The sequence below is a fragment of the Novosphingobium sp. MD-1 genome (genome assembly GCF_001014975.1).
GTDB lineage: Bacteria > Pseudomonadota > Alphaproteobacteria > Sphingomonadales > Sphingomonadaceae > Novosphingobium.
In genome coordinates, this window is record NZ_BBXA01000021.1 from 1 (window position 1) to 16,898 (window position 16,898).

The window sequence follows — 16,898 nt, forward strand, 5'->3', positions numbered from 1 at the left end:
GGCCTTGCCCATCGCCAGGTCCGCGTGGACAGCGACGCGCTGGTCCGCGTGCGGCCGAACATCGCCCCGGTGCGCAGCCCCGCGCTCCAGATCTTCCTGCGCGATGCCCAGTTCGGCATGATCGCCCGGCGCATTCGCGGCGAAGGCACCGATTTCGAGGCGCTGGCCGAATACGAACCGGGCATGGACCGGCGGCGGATCGACTGGAAAAGCTCCGCCCGCCACGCCCGGCTGTTCGCCAAGGAATACGAGGTCGAGCGCAACAACCAGATCGTGTTCGCCTTCGATTGCGGGCAGACGATGTGCGAGCCGGTGGCCGGGCTGCCGCGCATCGACCGCGCCGTTACCGCCGCGCTTACCACCGCCTATGTGGCGCTGAAGGCGCAGGATCGCGTGGCGCTCTATGGCTTCGCGGCGCGGCCGCAGGTGCTGACGCCTTTCGTCACGCATTCGCGCGATTTCGTCCGGCTCCAGCACGCCGCCGCCACGCTGGATTACCACGCGGAGGAACCGAACTTCACGCTGGCGCTGTCGCAGCTTTCCGCGCGGCTCCAGCGCCGTTCGCTGATCGTGCTGTTTTCCGATTTCACCGATCCCACCAGCGCCGAACTGATGATCGAGAACGTCGGCCGGCTGGTCGAACGCCATATCGTGATGTTCGTGGTCATGGCCGATGCCGAGCTTGCCGAGATCGTCGCCGCGCCCGCGCTCGACATGCAGGCGGTGGCGATGGCGGTCACCGCCACGGCGCTCGCCCGCCAGCGCGCGCTGGTGCTGCAACGCCTGCGCCACCTGGGCGTGCGCGTGGTGGAAGCGCCGCACGACCGGATCGGGGTGCGGTTGCTGGACGCCTATCTCGCGGTCAAGCGGCAGGGAAGCATCGGATGAGCAGGCGCTTATGAGCACGTTGGCCCAACGCGTCACCGGCTGGTTCTCGAAGACCGAGGAACAAGCCGCCGCCGCCAGCGAGGCGGCACTGCGGTCCGACCGCTTCCGGCTGGAGCGCGAGGCCGAATGGAAGCGGCTGGAAGCGATCGTCACCCGCATGGAGAAGGGGCGGCTGCGCGGCATTTCCGACGAGGATCTGCTGGCCCTGCCGGTGCTGTACCGCACCGCCGCCTCCAGCCTTTCGATCGCGCGCGAAACCTCGCTCGATCGTGCCACGCTGTCCTACCTCGAAGCGCTGACGCAGCGCGCCTGGTTTCTGGTCTACGGCCCGCGCACGACCCTGTGGGGCTGGTTCCGCCGCTTCCTGGGCGGCGGCTGGGGCGCGGCCGTGCGGGCGATCTGGATCGACCTGCTGATCGCGCTGGCCGCTATGATCGCGGGAACGGTGGTGGGTTGGCTGCTCGTCTCCTCCAATCCCGACTGGTATTACTCGCTGGTAAGCGCGAACTTCGCCGACGAGCGCGTGCCGGGCGCCAGCCGCGAAGTGCTGCACGGCACGCTGTTCGGCCATCAGAAGGAAAACGGGATGAGCGTGTTCGCCGCCTTCCTGTTCAACAATAACGCACAAGTCTCGATCCTGGCGTTTGCGCTGGGCTTCGCTTTCGGCCTGCCGTCGATCATGCTGCTGGTCCACAACACTACCATGCTTGGCGCGCTGTTGTGGCTCTACCACGGGCAGGGGCTGACGCTGGACCTGATCGGCTGGCTGTCGGTGCATGGCACGACGGAGTTGTTCGCGATCCTGCTGGCGGGCGGCGCGGGGATACACATCGGCCGCGCGATGGCCTTTCCCGGCGACGCGACAGTGCTGGAAGCGGCGGCTGCGGCCGGCCGCCGCGCGGCGCAGGTGATGGCCGGCGTGGTGTTCATGCTGATCGTCGCCGCGCTGCTCGAAGGCTTCGCGCGCCAGCTTGTCGACATCACCTCCACCCGGCTGGCGCTGGGCGGGTTCATGCTGGTGTTCTGGTGCGGCTATTTCTTCGTCTGGCGGCGCGGGCGCGTGACGGCGGAGGGCCAGTGATGGCGCGCCTGCCGTGGAAACGGAAAACCGCAGACGGGCGCCGGGCGCCGCGTTCCGGGCCAGCGACGGACAAGCGTCTGCGCCGGGTGGTGACGCCCGAAGGCGTCGCGCTGCCCTTCGCGATCGGATCGCGCGCCGCGCGCGCCTCGGCGCTGCTGCTTGATCTGTTGTTCATCGTCGGCTCGATGGTAGGCACCACGCTGCTGCTGGTATGGGTGGCGGGCGGCTTCGGGGGTAACCGCCTGGACCAGAACACCCCTGCTGCCCATGCCAGACAGGCGCTGGAGATCGCGTGGATCATCGCGATGTTCCTCTATCGCAATGCCTATTTCCTGTTCTTCGAACTCGGGCCGCGCGGGGCCACGCCGGGCAAGCGCATCTGCGGCCTGCGCATCGCCGCGCGCGATGGTGGGCGGCTGACCACGGAAGCGGTGATCGCGCGCAACCTGGTGCGCGATATCGAGCTGTTCATGCCGCTGGTGTTCTTCGCCTCGGCCTGGTCCAGCGGCGCGGATACCGAGGAAGCGGGCTGGGCCGGGGTAGTGTGGTTCGCGATCTTCGTGCTGTTTCCCTTCTTCAACCGCGATGCCCTGCGCTGCGGCGATGTCATCGCCGGCACCTGGGTGGTCGATGCCCCCCGCCGCAAGCTGGAAAAGGCCATGTCGCTGGGCGACGGCGCACGCGGGCAAAGCACGCTCACCGGCGCCGCCTATCGCTTTGGCGAGGCGGAACTGGCGGTCTATGGCGAATACGAGCTGCAGGTGCTGGAGCGCGTGCTGCGCGACGGGCGCGAGGAGGCGCTGGCCGAAGTCGCCGCCACGATCTGCGCCAAGATCGGCTGGAGCGCGGGATCGGGCGACGAGCGCGCCTTCCTCGAAGCCTATTACACGCAATTGCGCGAAAGGCTGGAGCGGGGCATGCGCTTCGGCCAGCGCAAGGCCGACAAGTTCGTGCCCGATGCCCGGCAGGCGACGTCATCGGCGTGGCGCTTCACCGCCACCGAGCTTTCGTACTACGGCGAACAGCAACTCGACGTGCTGGAGCAGGTGCTGCGCGCCGATGATCCGGAAACGCTGGGCGATGTCGCCGCGCGCATCGGCGGCAAGATCGGGCGGGAGGTGGACGCGGCCGATGCCCGTCCGTTCCTGGAGGCCTATTACGCCCAGCTGCGCGAAAAGCTGGGGCGGAGCGTGGTTTCGGGTGTGCGGTAACCAGCGGCTTCGCGCCCGGAACAAGCCGGTTGCGAAGCCGCCGATGTCACGTTCTACTTGGTCCAGACCCAGCGGCGCAGGAGTTCCGACCCCATCTGGCGACGGTACTTGGCGCGATCGCCCGACGCGGCCTGCATCTGCGACTCGTTCATCTGCATGTACGCGGTATAGGCCTCCTGCCGGCGGGTCGATTCCGCGGCATCGGGCAGCGCGGGGAAGCGCGTGAGCAGGTAGTAGTCCGCCTCGCCCGGACGCTTGAATTCGTTGCTGAGGATTTCATAGCCGCTGATCCAGCCCTGCTTGAGCGCGTAGTCCTGCGACTTGCGCCACATGTTGGCGAGATGCGTGGCGTATTCAAGGTCATGCCCGTCATCGACCGAAATCAGCGCCACCTCGACATATTCGGCGGGCTTGAGCGGATAGTCTTCGGCCCGCGCCCACGCAGGGGCCATCAGGGCAACAGCAGCAGCCGCGGCAAGCACGGCAGAACGAACGCTTTTCATTTCAGGATCTCCACACATGAAAAACGCGGGCGTCCCCTCCCCGCGTGGACCATGCCGTGGTGTCGGGCTTCCCGTTATTCTCTCGGCCCCATGGCGTCACGAAAGCTGCGCCCGGTCCGAAACGGAGTCAATCAATCCTTGCTGCCCGCCATCCCGAAAATCCCGGTCTCGTAGAGCCCCGCGTGATCGGCGCGGCCGCGGAACATGCCGGGGGTGGTGAAGGCGAACACGGTTTCGCCCGCAGGGGTCACCACGATCACGCCGCCCACACCGCGCATAGTGCCCACTTCGGCCAGCACCGCGTCGGCCGCGCCTTGCGCGCTTTCGCCCGCCAGCCGCATCCGCGCGCAGATTTCGTGCGCCACGCCGGCGCGGATGAACTGTTCGCCCGATCCGGTGCAACTGACCGCGCCCGCGCGATCATCGGCATAGGTTCCCGCACCGATCACCGGCGAATCGCCGATGCGGTTCCAGCGCTTGCCGGTCAGCCCCCCGGTCGATGTCGCCGCCGCCACGTGTCCATGGCTGTCGCAGGCCACGGCGCCGACCGTGCCATACTTCAAGCCATCGTCGAACCAGCCCAGCTTCTTCGCCTTCAGCTCCTGCAACTGCCGCCAGCGTTCCTCGGTCGCGAACCAGTCGGGATCGACCAGTTCGATCCCCTGTTCGCGCGCGAATTCCTCGGCCCCGGCCCCCGCCAGCAGCACGTGCGGGCTGTGGTCCATCACCGCGCGCGCCAGCCGTACCGGGTTGCGGACGTGGGTGACGCCCGCCACCGCCCCGGCCTGGCGCGTCGTCCCGTCCATCACCGCCGCGTCCAGCTCGTTGATGCCGTTATAGGTGAACACCGATCCGCGCCCGGCGTTGAACAGCGGATCGTCCTCCAGCACGGCCACCGCCGCGCCCACCGCATCCAGCGCGGTGCCACCCGCCGCCAGCACCGCCCGGCCGGCATCGAGCGCGGCGCGCAACCCCGCCTCGTGCGCTGCCCGCGCGGCCTCGTCCATGGTCTCGCGGCGCATCGATCCCGCGCCGCCGTGAATCGCAATGCTCCAGCGCAGAGCGGAATCCGCGCGTCTTTCGCTTGTCTCGGTCATGCCGGAAGCGATAGCAGATGAAACCGGATGGGGCAGCATGTCCCTGAAAAACAGTCACGGACAAGAGAACGGGCATGGGCCGGCACGACATCACCGCATTGCGCTTCGTCGAGGACACGCTGTCCGGCGAGGAGGTACAGGCCCTGGTCGCGTACCATCTGGCCGACATGCAGCGGCATTCGCCGGCGGACAAGGTCCACGCCCTGCCGGTGGCGGCGCTGCGCCAGCCGGACGTCACCTTCTGGTCGGCGTGGATCGGGGAAGCCATCGCCGGCATCGGCGCCTTGCGGCACCTGTCGGACGATCATGGCGAGCTGAAATCGATGCGCGCCGCCCCGGAATGGCGCGGGCACGGCGTGGGCGAGGCGATGCTGGTGCATCTCCTGACCGAGGCCCGGCGCCGGGGCTATGCCCGGGTCAGCCTCGAAACCGGGCGCACCGAACCGTTCCACCCCGCGGTCGGGCTCTATCGCAAGCATGGCTTCGTGCCGTGCCCCGCCTTTGCCGATTACGTGATCGACGATTTCAGCCAGTGCCTGACGCTGGACCTGTCCGGCCGCGCCTGATTCAGGGCCTGATTCAGGGCCTGCTTCAGCGCCTGCTTCAGCGCCTCATTTCACCACGTCGCCGCCCTTCATCACGTGCTGCACGTTTTCGAGCACGGTGATGTCGGCCAGCGGATCGCCGCTCACCGCGATCATGTCGCCGAAATGGCCGGGGGTCAGCGCGCCGACGTCCTTCGACCAGCCGAGCAGCTCCGCCGACACCGTGGTGGCGGACTGGATCGCCTGCATCGGCGTCATGCCGTAGCGGACCATGTACTTGAACTGGCGCGCGTTCAGGCCGTGGGGATAGACGCCCGCGTCGGTGCCGAAGGTCAGCTTCACCCCGGCCTTCACCGCCTTGCGAAATCCTTCGCGCTGCGCGTCGGTGGTGTCCACGTTCTTGCGCAGCATGTCCGCCGGCCAGCCGTGGGCCTTGCCGTAATCGTTGATGAAATCGCCGTTGTAGATGTCCATGTCGAGGAACACGCCCTTCGCCTTGGCCAGCGCGATGCCCTCATCATCGATCAGCGAGGCGTGCTCGATCGATTTCACGCCCGCGCGGATGGCGGACTTGATGCCTTCCGCGCCGTGCGCGTGCGCCGTCACCCACGATCCGCGCGAGGCGGCGGTGGTCACGGCGGCATGCATCTCTTCCTCGGTCAGTTCCTGCTGGCCGGGTTCGGTGCCTTGCGCCAGCACCGCGCCGGTGGCGATCAGCTTGATCGAATCCACGCCGTGCTGGAACAGGTAGTTGACCTTCTCCACGGTGTTCGCGGCATCGGTGACCACGCCCGCGCGCATGTCGTCGGGCACTTTCACGTCGGGCGCGAAGCCGGTCACCTCGCCGCCGCCGCCGGGGATGGTGACATAGGCGCCGACGGAACTCATGCGCGGGCCGATCACGTCGCCCCGGTTGATCGCGTTGCGCAGCTCGACATCGGCGAAGGCGCGGAAACAGCCGACATCGTGGACGCTGGTGAACCCCGCCAGCAGCGTGCGCCGGGCGTTGCGCGCGCCGATATAGGCGATTTCCATCGGCGCGTGCAGCAGCGGTTCGGCCACGTTCTCGCTCTGCTCCAGATCGGCAAGGTGAACGTGCATGTCGATCAGGCCCGGCAGCACGGTATAGGCCGACCAGTCGACCACGGTCGCGCCCTGCGGAACCGGCCCGTCCGCCGTCACGGAAACGACGCGGCCGTCATCGACGCGGATCAGGCGCGCGGGCAGCACGGCGCCCTTCTCGGTATCGACCAGCCGCCCGGCGCGGACATAGACCGTCTCCGCCAGCGCCACGCCCGGCACCACGGCCTGCGCCAGCACGAGCGCGGCCAGCGCTGCAAAACCCTGTTTCATGCCAATTTTTCCCGTCTCCAGCGCGGTCCCGCGCGGAGACTGGCGGACTCCGGTTGCAGATGCAACGATTTAGGCGGGGTGGGGACGGGAGACGATGCTAATGCGGGGAGAGATGCGGTATCGTTAAGAGAAACTCTCGAAGAATTTTGACCGCCGGTCCCAATTTGGAAAGCGTAGGCTCAGGTCCTCTAGCAAGCTTCGTAAATTGATCGCACCGCTCGGTTGCGCACCATTCCGCTAGTTGAGATAGTTGATCGATAAAAAGGTCAATTTCCTCTAAATTTTCCGGCGAGCGTATCGGGAGGAAAAAGTCGCCTAGATTAATCAAAGGAGCGATCGCGGGCTTCGCAACGTCATCATTTTCGATCGCGAACGATAGTGCGCCGCCAAAGCCACTTCTTTTAAATTCTGATCGCCACCATTTGTCGTAGTAAGAGATCAAAAGGTCATCACACTTCCGGAGAAGCAGACTAGGATAATTCTTCGGCCCGGTAACCTGAATGCCTCGTTCCTTCGCTCGGTCTCTAAGACTCCCTTGAGCCCAACGCCTATATTGCTTCGCTTCCATAGGGCGAGCGTAAACTGGGGCGGCAAGGTTGCAAGGTTTGATGTCCGCAACCGCGTCGTATCCAGAACGTCTACTCCGATCGGGAACAGGTAGGAAGCGGACTTTCCCCAATCCCCATATCCGTTCGTCCTGAGCCTGTCGAAGGACGCGCGCGATGCTGGCCTCGCGCGGCGAACCGCTTCAAAACCCGACCGTATCGCGCGTCCTTCGACAAGCTCAGGACGAACGGAGCTCGGTAATCCCAAAGCCCACAATCGCACTGTATCCGAAAGGGCCGATTGTTATGCGCAAAAGGCGGTGCATTGTGGTTCAAGGGAAAACCGGATCGTCATCGGTTCGGCCGGAGCGACCATGCCGCAAGGACTGCTGAATGGCGCTTCGGATTTGAACCCTCAGGTAGTCAGCACGATGTTCCGCGGGCGCGGCCAAACCCGTCGTCACGATCTTCTCGATCGTGTTGTTTTCCCACTGTCGGAAGGTCCAATGATCGCTGCTCATGGTGGGAACATCGCGCCCGACCCCCCTGTTCGCAATCGTTATTGCGTCCAGACAGCCGCCTACGACGCAGCACCCTCCGGCAACCGTTCCAGCAGGATCAGCGGGCGTTCCTCGCCCATATCCTCCACGGCATAGCGCACGAAGCCCAGCCGGGCGGCGAGCGCGAGCGAGGCGTCGTTGCCTTCCTCGATCATGCAGGCGATCCGGCGCGGACCGATCGCGGCGTCGAACCAGGCGATCGCGGCGCGCATGGCCTCGCCGGCGATGCCTTTGCCCCAATCCGGCTGCGCCACGATCCAGCCCGCCTCGATCGCGTCGTCCAGCCCCTTGCCGAAGCCGCGCCACGAATGGAACAGGCCACACAGCGCCACCAGCCGGCCATCGGCGCGGTCGCGGCAGATGAACGTGCCATAGCCATAGAGCGCCCAGCTTCCGGCGTTGCGCTGCAGCCGCGCGAACTCGTCGGCCTCGGTCGTCGGGCGATCGCCCAGGAAGCGGCGGACTTCGGGCGGGGCGACCATTGCGAGCAGTTCGGCCCGGTCGGACGCGCGGGGCTTCCACAAGGCCAGGCGTTCGGTCAGCAGGAAGGGTTCGTCATCGTTCATAGCAGGACGTCCACGGCATGGATCGAAACACCGACCAGCCCGCCCACCAGCGTGCCGTTGATGCGGATGAACTGGAGATCGCGGCCGACCGCGCCCTCGATCCGGTCGGTCACGGTGCGCGCATCCCAGCGGCGCACCGTCTCGGATACCAGCCGCACGATCTGCCCGCCATAGCGCGTCGCCACGCCCACCAGCGTGCGCCGGGCGAAGCGGTTGACCAGCAGTTGCAGCCGCGCATCGTGCTGGAGCGCCCGGCCCAGTTCGCCCAGGCTGGCGCCGAACTGGCCCGAGAGGACACCATCGGGCTGACGCACCGCCTTCAGCAGGCCGGCGCGCCCGCGCTCCCACACGGCATCGAGCCACGCGGCGAAGGCAGGATTGGCCAGGACCTCTTCCTTCATCCGCTCCACCCGCGCCCGCATCGCCTCGTCATGCACCAGATCGTGTGCGAGCTGTTCCAGCCCTTCCTCGATCTTCCGACGCAGCGGATGGTCGGGCATCACCACGGTTTCCGCCAGCAACTTGTACAGGCCATCGAGAATCCCGTTGGCCAGCCGTTCGTCCAGCCCGGTCCAGCGCAGGATCGCGTTGGCGCGATCGTGGATCATGGCGCGGACCAGTTCCTCGTTCGCCTCCAGCGTCAGTGCCGCGCGGCGCGCCAGCCCCTCGATCACCGGCATGTGCCGGCCATCGGCGATCATCGCGCCCAGCAGTTGCCCCAGCAGCGGCGCCAGATCGAACCTGGCGAGCTGGCCGCGCAAGGCCCCCTTGGCAAGGCCGCCCAGCTTTTCCGGATCGAGCGATTCGAGCACGTCGGCCACAAGATTGGCCGCGCCGGCGCGCACCCGGCCTTCTCCGCCCCGGGGATCGGCCAGGAAGCCGCCGGCCATGGCCGCCGCGTTCATGCCGGCCAGCCGCCGCGCCACCACTTGCGGGGTCAGGAAGTTTTCGCGCAGGAACGCCGCCATCGAATCGGCCAGGCGGTCCTTGTTTTCCGGGATGATCGCGGTGTGCGGAATCGGCAGCCCCAGCGGGTGCCGGAACAGCGCCGTCACCGCGAACCAGTCGGCCAGTCCGCCGACCATCGCCGCTTCGGCAAAGGCGCGCAGGAAGCCCCATGCGGGCGATCCACCGCCCTGTTCGGCCTGGCGGGCGAGGAAGAACAGCACGGCCATGACAAGCAGCAGGCCGGTCGCGAACAGGCGCAGCCGGCGTGCCCGATCGTCGGGAAGGAGTGTCCCCTTCAGGCGCGCGGCCGTGCGGGTCCGGGAAGAGGCGCGGGAGGGCATCGCCCTCCCCGCCGGATCGTCGGAAGAAACCGTCACTCGGCCGGTAACGCTCCATCGGCGGGTTTTTGCCGGGGATCATGCGGGTCGTAGGTCAGCACGCGCCGGCCCAGCCACGGGCCGATGCGCTTCTCGACGCCGTCGGCCAGGCTGAAGCCCGCCGGCACGATCAGCAGGGTCAGCAGCGTCGACAGCGTCAGCCCGCCGATCACCACCGTGCCCATCGGCGCGCGCCAGCCGCCATCGCCGCCCAGCGAGATCGCGGTGGGCACCATGCCCGCCACCATCGCCACCGTGGTCATCACGATCGGCTGCGCACGCTTGTGCCCGGCTTCGAGGATTGCCGCCAGCTTGGGCGTGCCCGCTTCCATTTCCTCGATCGCGAAGTCGATCAGCAGGATCGAGTTCTTGGCGACGATGCCGAACAGCATGAGGATGCCGATGAACACGGGCAGCGATTGCGATTGCCCCAGCACCAGCAGCAGCAGCAGCCCGCCCAGCGGCGCCAGGAACAGCGAGCCCATGTTTACCAGCGGCGAGATGAAGCGGCGGTAGAGCAGCACCAGCACCGAGAACACCAGCAGCACGCCCGCCGCCAGCGCGACGAAGAAGTTGCTCAGCATTTCCTGCTGCCAGCGGTCCTCGCCCGCCGGCGCGTTGGACACGCCCTGCGGCAGGTTGCGCATGATCGGCAGGTTCTTGATCGCCTTGTCGGCCGTGCCCTTGACCACGCCTGGCGGCAGGTCCGCGCCGACGAAGACGCGGCGGTTCTGGTTGTAGCGCTGGATCGTGGTGGGGCCGGAGCCGAACGAGATCGTCGCCACGCGGGCCAGCGGCACCGATCCGCCGGACGCGGTGGGCACCGGCAGGTTCTCGTACGTCGACAGATCGCGGCGCGACAGGACCGGCAGCTTCACCCGGATCGGCACCTGCCGGTCGGAAAGCGAGAACTTGGCGCTGTTCTGGTCGATTTCGCCCTGCGTGGCGATGCGGATCACCTGGCTCAGCGCCTGGGTGGTCACGCCCAGCGAGGCGGCAAGGTCCATGTGCGGCGTGATCACGATTTCGGGGCGGCGCAGGTCCGCGCTGATCCGCGGCGCGACCACTTCCTTCAACCCGCTCATCTGTTCGACCAGCGTCTGCGCGGTCTTCTGCAGCAGATCGGGATCGGAGCCGGACAGCATCACGCTGATCGGCCGACCCGATCCGCCGCCGGGGCCGCCACCGTTCTGCGACTGGAAGTTGACGCGCGCGTCGGAAACCTGCTGCAGCACCGGCGTCAGCTTGCGCTCGAGGACGAGGCTGCTTTCCTTGCGGTCCTTCTTCCAGTTGAGGAACACGCGGCCGTTGCCTTCGCGGATGCGCTCCAGCGCCACGCCCAGGTCGGGCTGGTCCTTCACCAGCGCCAGCACCTCGTCCACCTTCTGTTCGGTCTGCTCGATCGTGGTGCCGGGCACCATGTCGATGGTGATCGTGCTGAAATCGTTGTCGGTATCGGGGAAGAACTGCTGCGGGATCACCATGAACATCACGCCGGTCAGCAGCAGCGCGGCAAAGCCGATGCCCATCATCCACAGGCGATGGTCGCGCAGGCGCGCCATGGTCCAGTGGCGGAAGCCGGGACGGATGCCCCGCGCGCGGACCGAGGCGAGGTAGGCCTGCACGCGCGACGTATCGAGCGACCAGGTCAGGATCTTCATGTAGCGGTCCATCCACGGCCCGCCACCATGTTCGGCGTGGCCGTGCGCTTTCAGGAAATAGGCCGCGACCATCGGCGTGATCATGCGCGCCACCAGCAGGCTGAACAGCACCGCCACCACCACGGTCATGCCGAAGTTCTTGAAGAACTGGCCGGAAACGCCCGGCATCAGCGCCACCGGGAAGAACACCGCGACGATCGAGAACGTCGTGGCCAGCACGGCCAGCCCGATCTCGTCCGCCGCGTCGATCGAGGCCTGATAGGCGGATTTGCCCATGCGGATGTGCCGGACGATGTTCTCGATCTCCACGATCGCATCGTCCACCAGCACGCCCGCGACCAGGCCCAGCGCCAGCAGCGACATGGTGTTCAGCGTGAAGCCCATCAGGCTCATCACCCAGAACGTGGGGATGGCGGACAGCGGGATGGCGATCGCCGAAACGATCGTCGCGCGCCAATCGCGCAGGAAGAAGAACACCACGATGACCGCCAGCACCGCGCCTTCCACCATCGACGACATCGACGTGCGGTATTCGTCCTTGGTGTAGCCAACGCTGCTGAACAGCTGCTGGAAGCGGACCTTGTTGCCCTGTTCCGCCTGCAGCTTGGCTAGTTCCTTGACCGTTTCGTCATAGACGCTGACGTCGGATTCGCCCCGCGCGCGCGCGATGCTGAACGTGACGACCGGCTTGCCGTTGAACTTGGCGATGGAGGTGATTTCGCTGTAGCTGTCGCGCACGTCGGCCACGTCGGCCAGCTTCACGGTGCGCCCGCCGCTCAGCGCGATCTGCGTCTGCGAAAGGTCGAAGGCCGACCGCGCATTGCCCAGCACGCGCACGGATTGGCGCGCGCCGGCCACTTCCGCCTTGCCGCCGGCGGCGTTCAGGTTGACCTGGCGCAGCGTGGCGTTGATCTGGTTGGCGGTAACGCCCAGCGACTTCATCCGCATCGGATCGAGCGTGACCGCGATTTCACGGTTGACCCCGCCCGCGCGCGCCACTTCCGCCATGCCCGGCAGCGCCAGCAGCCGCTTGGCCACGGTATCGTCGATGAACCACGAAAGCTGCTCGATCGTCATGTCGTCGGCCGAAACCGCGAAATAGGCGATCGGATCGGACGAGGTTTCCGCCTTGAACACCGACGGTTCCAGAATGCCGTCGGGCAGTTCGCCGCGCACCTGGTCGACCTTGTTCTTCACCTCGCTGACGGCGGCGTTGATGTCGGTGCCGATCTTGAACTGGACCATCGTCTGGCTGCTGCCTTCGGATGCCGTCGAGGTGATCGTATCCACACCGGCGATCGTGCGGACGCTGGATTCGACCTTCTGGGTGATCTGGTTCTCGATTTCGGTCGGCGCCGCGCCCGGTTGCGAGATCTCGACGATCACCATCGGGAACTCGATGTCCGGATTGTTCTGGACTTTCATGCCCATGAACGAAACCAGCCCGGCCAGCGTCAGCCCCAGGAACAGGACGATGGGGACCACCGGGTTGCGGATGGACCAGGCCGAGATGTTGCGGAAGTTCATGGCGCCGGGCTCCGGATCAGTGGCCGGTGGCCGGCTTGGCTGCCGTTTTCCCGCCCGCCACCGGGCGCACCTTGTCGCCGGGATTGAGGAAGCCGCCCGCCCGCAGCACGATGCGTTCGCTGCCGTTCAGCCCTTCGCGCACGACGATGCCGGCCGCCGTCACGTCACCAACCTTCACGGGGCGGCGTTCCACCTTGTCATCCTTGTTCACGACATAGACGAAGGCGCCGTTCTGATCGTTGAGGATCGCCGATTCGGGCAGCATCGGTGCGGTGACGGTGCCGCTGCGAATCGTCGCGCTGGCGAAACCGCCGGGCCGCAGCGCATCGTTGTACGGCAGCGCGATCCGGGCGATGCCTTCGCGCGTGGTCGCGTCGATGGTCGGCGCCAACTGCCAGATCTGGCCGGTGAACGGCGTGGCCGTGCCCACCGGGGTCACGTCCGCGCTGACGCCAACGGACAGCTTCGCCATGTCGGCTTCGGCCAGACGCGCCTGCATTTCCAGTTCGCCACCCTTGGCGATGCGGAACAGCACGCCGCTGCCGCTGCTGACCACCTGCCCCGGCTCCACGCCGCGCGTCAGCACAAGGCCCGCTTCGGGCGCCAGGATGTTGAGCCGCGCGGTGCTGGCACGCAACTGCCCCAGCGTGGCCTGCGCCACGCGCACTTGCGCCATTGCCGAATCGCGCGTGGCGGTCAGGCGATCGACGTCGGCCTTGGAAATGAAGCCCTTGTCGACAAGCTTGAGCGCGCGATCGAGATTGGACTGGGCGATCCGGGCGTTGGCTGCGGCCACTTCCACGTTGGCGGCCTGGCTTTCGACCTGCTGGGCCTGCACCGACCGGTCGATGACCGCCAGGACCTGCCCGGCTTGCACCCAGTCGCCGGCGTCGACCAGCACGCTCGCCACCTTGCCGCCTTCGCCGGCCACGCCGACGGGCATCTCGCGCCGCGCGGCGATCGTGCCGCTGGCGACGATGGTGCCCTGTACCGAGGTCATTCCGGGCGTGATGACCGTGACCGTCTGCGCCTGCGCCCCGCCCTGCTCCGCGCTTGCGGTCGCTGCCGCGTTGCGGTGCTTGAGGTAGTAGGCGCCGCCCAGCGCGAGCAGGACGAGTGCCACGACCAGCAGCACGCGGCCGCGCGACCATCCGCCGCCGGTCCGCCCGACTTCCATGTAACCCGACGCGACACCCGCATGGGCGGCATCCGCCTGCCGGCCGGCGTCGTTCATGTCCGCACTGATGCTGGTTTCGTAGTTCATCGTTTTCACGCGTCGGTCTCCACGGTGGCCGGGGAGACCTGCCCCTTCCTTCAAACCAAGGTGTATTATACGTGTATGGCAGTGGCTGCAAGCAGGCCTTCTGCGCAAGCTTGGCACCTTTGTTCATGGCAATAGACGTCGAAACGACGAGTGGCAATTCTGGCTCGACGAAGAACGATCCATGCCCTTGAAGGCATTGCGCCGTTGCGGACCGGTCCCGTCAGCGAGGCGGCGTCAGTATTCGTCGCCTCAGCACCCGGCCGAGCGACCTCGGGTTGGTCAGAGCACCGCCCAAACGGAAACAGCCGCCCCTGAAAACAGGAGCGGCTGCCCGTGGATAACCGGTAGAAAGCGTCAATACTTGAGCTGGCGCTCGTATAGATCGCGGTAGTGCTGGATGCGCGTAACGCGCAGGCCCTGCATGCCGGAACGGTCGACCGCCCGCTGCCACGAGGCGAATTCCTCGATCGTCAGGCTGTAGCGTTCGCACACTTCGTCGATCGTCAGCAGCCCGCCATTGACGGCGGCCACGACTTCGGCCTTGCGCCGGACGACCCAGCGCTTGGTGTTGGGAGGCGGCAGGCTATCGACCGTCAGCGGTTCGCCGAGAGGTCCGATAACTTGCGCCGGTCTGATTTTCTGGTTCTCGATCATGGCAATACTCGTCGATCAGCTCGGCTCGACAGGGGGGGAGGGCGGCGTTTGCTTCGCCGGCAATGTTCCTCCTTCCGCTTTGCCATTCGTTGAACGGGTTGGGTTAACGGGAGTTTCAACATTTTCGCCGCCCGTCAGGAGCCGTGCGGCAAGCCCGTGAAAGCTCGCGCCGCCTTGCAGCGTGGTGCTGCCCGGCAACGCCTGTTTCACCGCCTTGCGCAGATCCTGCGCCGCGACGAGACGCGCGCACAGTTCGTGCCAGCCGAGCGGACGCAGGCGTTCGCCCTGCCCCCCGCTTTCGACGAGGCACGAATCACCCGGTGGCCGGATATCGTTGAATCCCATTTCCATGAGCGGGTCTCTAGCCCGGGCAGTCATAAGGGACGGTAAAGGCCGCCTTTACCAAGAGTTAGGAATAGCCATTCTGGCGGCAATTAATTGCTTCCATCGTCCGGCGCACCAGCGGGGCAAGGCCGGGAATTGCGCATTTTTCCTGCATTCCCTCCGCAAATGTGCTTATGGGACGGCGCATGGCCAGTCTTTCCTCCGTTTACGATTACGCTACATTTTTCGATCTGCCGCAGCCATTGAGCGCGCGGCGGATCGTCGTGGCGATGTCGGGCGGCGTGGACAGCTCGGTCGTAGCGGGCCTCGCCGCCGCCAGCGGCGCCGAAGTGATCGGGGTGACGCTTCAACTCTACGATTACGGCGCCGCCACGGGGCGCAAGGGCGCCTGCTGCGCGGGCGACGACATCCGCGATGCCCGTGCCGTGGCCGACCGGCTGGGCATCGCGCATTATGTGTTCGACCACGAATCGAGCTTTCGCGAGGAAGTGGTCGAACGATTCGCCGACGATTACCTGGCCGGCCGCACGCCGATTCCCTGCATCCGTTGCAACATGGGGCCGAAATTCACCGACCTGCTGCGCATGGCGCGCGAACTCGGCGCGGATTGCCTGGCCACGGGGCACTACGTGCGCCGCGTGGCCGGCGCGGCCGGGCCGGAACTGCACCGCGCGCTCGATCCCGCGCGCGACCAGAGCTATTTCCTCTATGGCACCACGGAAGAACAGCTCGCCTTCCTGCGCTTTCCGCTGGGCGGCCTGCCCAAGACCGAGACGCGCCGGATCGCCGCCGACCTGGGCCTGGGCGTGGCGGCCAAGCCCGACAGCCAGGATATCTGCTTCGTTCCCGATGGCGATTACGCGCGCGTCGTGCGTTCGGTGCGCCCCGAAGGCGACGCGCCGGGCGAGATCGTCCATGCTGCCACCGGCGAAGTGCTCGGCCAGCACCGCGGCATCATCCACTATACGGTCGGCCAGCGGCGCGGGCTGGAGATCGGCGGCCAGCCCGAACCGCTCTATGTCACCGCGCTCGACGCGCCGCACCGGCGCGTGCTGGTGGGGCCGAAAGCCATGCTGGCCGTGGGCAAGGCGCGAATCATCGAGACCAACCGCATCGGCGCCCTGCCGCAGGATGCGCCGCTAACCGCCAAGGTGCGGTCGCTGGCCAAGCCGGTGCCGGTGGTGCTCGAAGGCCCGTTCGGGGATGGCGCGGAAACCGCCATCCGTTTCCTGCAGCCGGAATACGGCGTGGCGCCGGGGCAGGCGGCAGTGCTCTATGCCGGGGAACGCGTGATCGGCGGCGGCTGGATCGCGGAAACCGGCCGCTGGCAGGACGCGGCCTGATCCGCTCCCGGATCAGTCGTTCCAGGGCTGGAGCACGCAGCCCGATCCCTCACGGTATGTCGCGGTTTGCCGGGCCAGCAGCGGGAAACGCGCGGTAACGCTGCGCGCCTGCGGGTCTTCCGACAGCGTGATCATTGCCATGCCCGCCTCGAAATCTTTCCGGCAATCGCTGAGCGTGCGCCCGCCGACATAGCGGCACGAGCAGCCGACGCGCGCGCCGTAGGATGCGCCGGTGATCGCGTAGCCGTGAAGCGCCGGCCAGAAATAGGCGAAGACGGCCACCAGCAGCGCCACGACCGGCAGGACCAGACGCCAGCGCCGCCGCCCGCGCGGTGGCGCGCCGTTGGCCGGGGAGCCGTCCGGGTTCGATCCATTCCGGTCAGACTTTGCGGAAGAAGATGCGTTTGCGGTTGCCATGTCCGGGCCATCT

16 protein-coding genes are annotated in these 16,898 nt (G+C 66.8%); 5 read left to right on the top strand and 11 right to left on the bottom strand.

The features are described from left to right. The 3 genes from NMD1_RS06810 to NMD1_RS06820 all read left to right on the top strand — a co-directional run. Nucleotides 1–888, top strand: an 888-nt coding sequence (locus NMD1_RS06810; protein ID WP_147457735.1) for a DUF58 domain-containing protein, incomplete at its 5' end; no start/stop codon positions are given. 10 nt (nt 889–898) lie between these two features. Further along, nucleotides 899–1,969, top strand: coding sequence for a stage II sporulation protein M (locus NMD1_RS06815; RefSeq protein ID WP_125954179.1), 1,071 nt, complete (start codon nt 899–901; stop codon nt 1,967–1,969). Then, complete coding sequence (locus NMD1_RS06820; protein WP_125954180.1) at nt 1,969–3,180, top strand: RDD family protein; 1,212 nt, start codon at nt 1,969–1,971, stop codon at nt 3,178–3,180. Before NMD1_RS06815 ends, NMD1_RS06820 begins: the two co-directional genes overlap by 1 nt. A gap of 53 nt (nt 3,181–3,233) precedes the next feature. Here the strand turns inward: NMD1_RS06820 and NMD1_RS06825 are convergent, their stop codons facing one another. Together NMD1_RS06825 and NMD1_RS06830 are read right to left on the bottom strand one after the other, a co-directional pair. Then, nucleotides 3,234–3,683 carry a hypothetical protein gene (locus tag NMD1_RS06825; protein WP_233497393.1) on the bottom strand — a complete coding sequence of 150 codons (450 nt, stop codon included), beginning with the start codon at nt 3,681–3,683 and terminating at the stop codon, nt 3,234–3,236. 131 nt (nt 3,684–3,814) lie between these two features. Continuing rightward, complete coding sequence (locus tag NMD1_RS06830; protein ID WP_125954181.1) at nt 3,815–4,780, bottom strand: isoaspartyl peptidase/L-asparaginase family protein; 966 nt, start codon at nt 4,778–4,780, stop codon at nt 3,815–3,817. Between the two features lie 74 nt (nt 4,781–4,854). Between NMD1_RS06830 and NMD1_RS06835 the strand changes: the two genes are divergently transcribed. Next, the gene (locus NMD1_RS06835; protein WP_125954182.1) at nt 4,855–5,346 is read left to right on the top strand and encodes a GNAT family N-acetyltransferase; all 492 of its coding nucleotides are present in this window, start codon (nt 4,855–4,857) and stop codon (nt 5,344–5,346) included. A 45-nt stretch (nt 5,347–5,391) separates the two neighbouring features. Here the strand turns inward: NMD1_RS06835 and NMD1_RS06840 are convergent, their stop codons facing one another. The 8 genes from NMD1_RS06840 to NMD1_RS06875 form a co-directional block, all read right to left on the bottom strand. Then, the gene (locus tag NMD1_RS06840; protein WP_125954183.1) at nt 5,392–6,678 is read right to left on the bottom strand and encodes an amidohydrolase family protein; all 1,287 of its coding nucleotides are present in this window, start codon (nt 6,676–6,678) and stop codon (nt 5,392–5,394) included. A gap of 877 nt (nt 6,679–7,555) precedes the next feature. Next, a complete protein-coding gene (locus tag NMD1_RS06845) occupies nt 7,556–7,744 on the bottom strand; it encodes a hypothetical protein (protein ID WP_125954184.1) in 189 nt (62 codons plus the stop codon). 59 nt (nt 7,745–7,803) lie between these two features. Next, nucleotides 7,804–8,349: a GNAT family N-acetyltransferase gene (locus NMD1_RS06850; protein WP_125954185.1), complete on the bottom strand. Its 546-nt coding sequence runs from the start codon at nt 8,347–8,349 to the stop codon at nt 7,804–7,806. Next, the gene (locus NMD1_RS06855; RefSeq protein ID WP_233497423.1) at nt 8,346–9,557 is read right to left on the bottom strand and encodes a DUF445 domain-containing protein; all 1,212 of its coding nucleotides are present in this window, start codon (nt 9,555–9,557) and stop codon (nt 8,346–8,348) included. The genes NMD1_RS06850 and NMD1_RS06855 overlap by 4 nt, the downstream gene beginning before the upstream one ends. Nucleotides 9,558–9,670: 113 nt before the next feature. Further along, nucleotides 9,671–12,862 (bottom strand): efflux RND transporter permease subunit, encoded by a 3,192-nt coding sequence (locus NMD1_RS06860; RefSeq protein ID WP_125954186.1) that lies wholly within the window; start codon nt 12,860–12,862, stop codon nt 9,671–9,673. 16 nt (nt 12,863–12,878) lie between these two features. Continuing rightward, nucleotides 12,879–14,126, bottom strand: coding sequence for an efflux RND transporter periplasmic adaptor subunit (locus NMD1_RS06865; protein ID WP_125954289.1), 1,248 nt, complete (start codon nt 14,124–14,126; stop codon nt 12,879–12,881). 354 nt (nt 14,127–14,480) lie between these two features. Continuing rightward, nucleotides 14,481–14,780: a DUF1153 domain-containing protein gene (locus tag NMD1_RS06870; RefSeq protein ID WP_124809897.1), complete on the bottom strand. Its 300-nt coding sequence runs from the start codon at nt 14,778–14,780 to the stop codon at nt 14,481–14,483. 15 nt (nt 14,781–14,795) lie between these two features. Next, nucleotides 14,796–15,131, bottom strand: a complete 336-nt coding sequence (locus NMD1_RS06875) for a hypothetical protein (protein ID WP_124809896.1) — start codon at nt 15,129–15,131, stop codon at nt 14,796–14,798. A 179-nt stretch (nt 15,132–15,310) separates the two neighbouring features. Here NMD1_RS06875 and mnmA point away from each other — a divergent pair, with 179 nt between their 5' ends. Then, nucleotides 15,311–16,468: a tRNA 2-thiouridine(34) synthase MnmA gene (mnmA, locus tag NMD1_RS06880; RefSeq protein WP_199558080.1), complete on the top strand. Its 1,158-nt coding sequence runs from the start codon at nt 15,311–15,313 to the stop codon at nt 16,466–16,468. Nucleotides 16,469–16,480: 12 nt separating this feature from the next. On the opposite strand, the gene NMD1_RS06885 is transcribed toward mnmA, so the two are convergent. After that, nucleotides 16,481–16,885 (bottom strand): hypothetical protein, encoded by a 405-nt coding sequence (locus NMD1_RS06885; RefSeq protein WP_124809894.1) that lies wholly within the window; start codon nt 16,883–16,885, stop codon nt 16,481–16,483. Between the last annotated feature and the right edge of the window lie 13 nt (nt 16,886–16,898).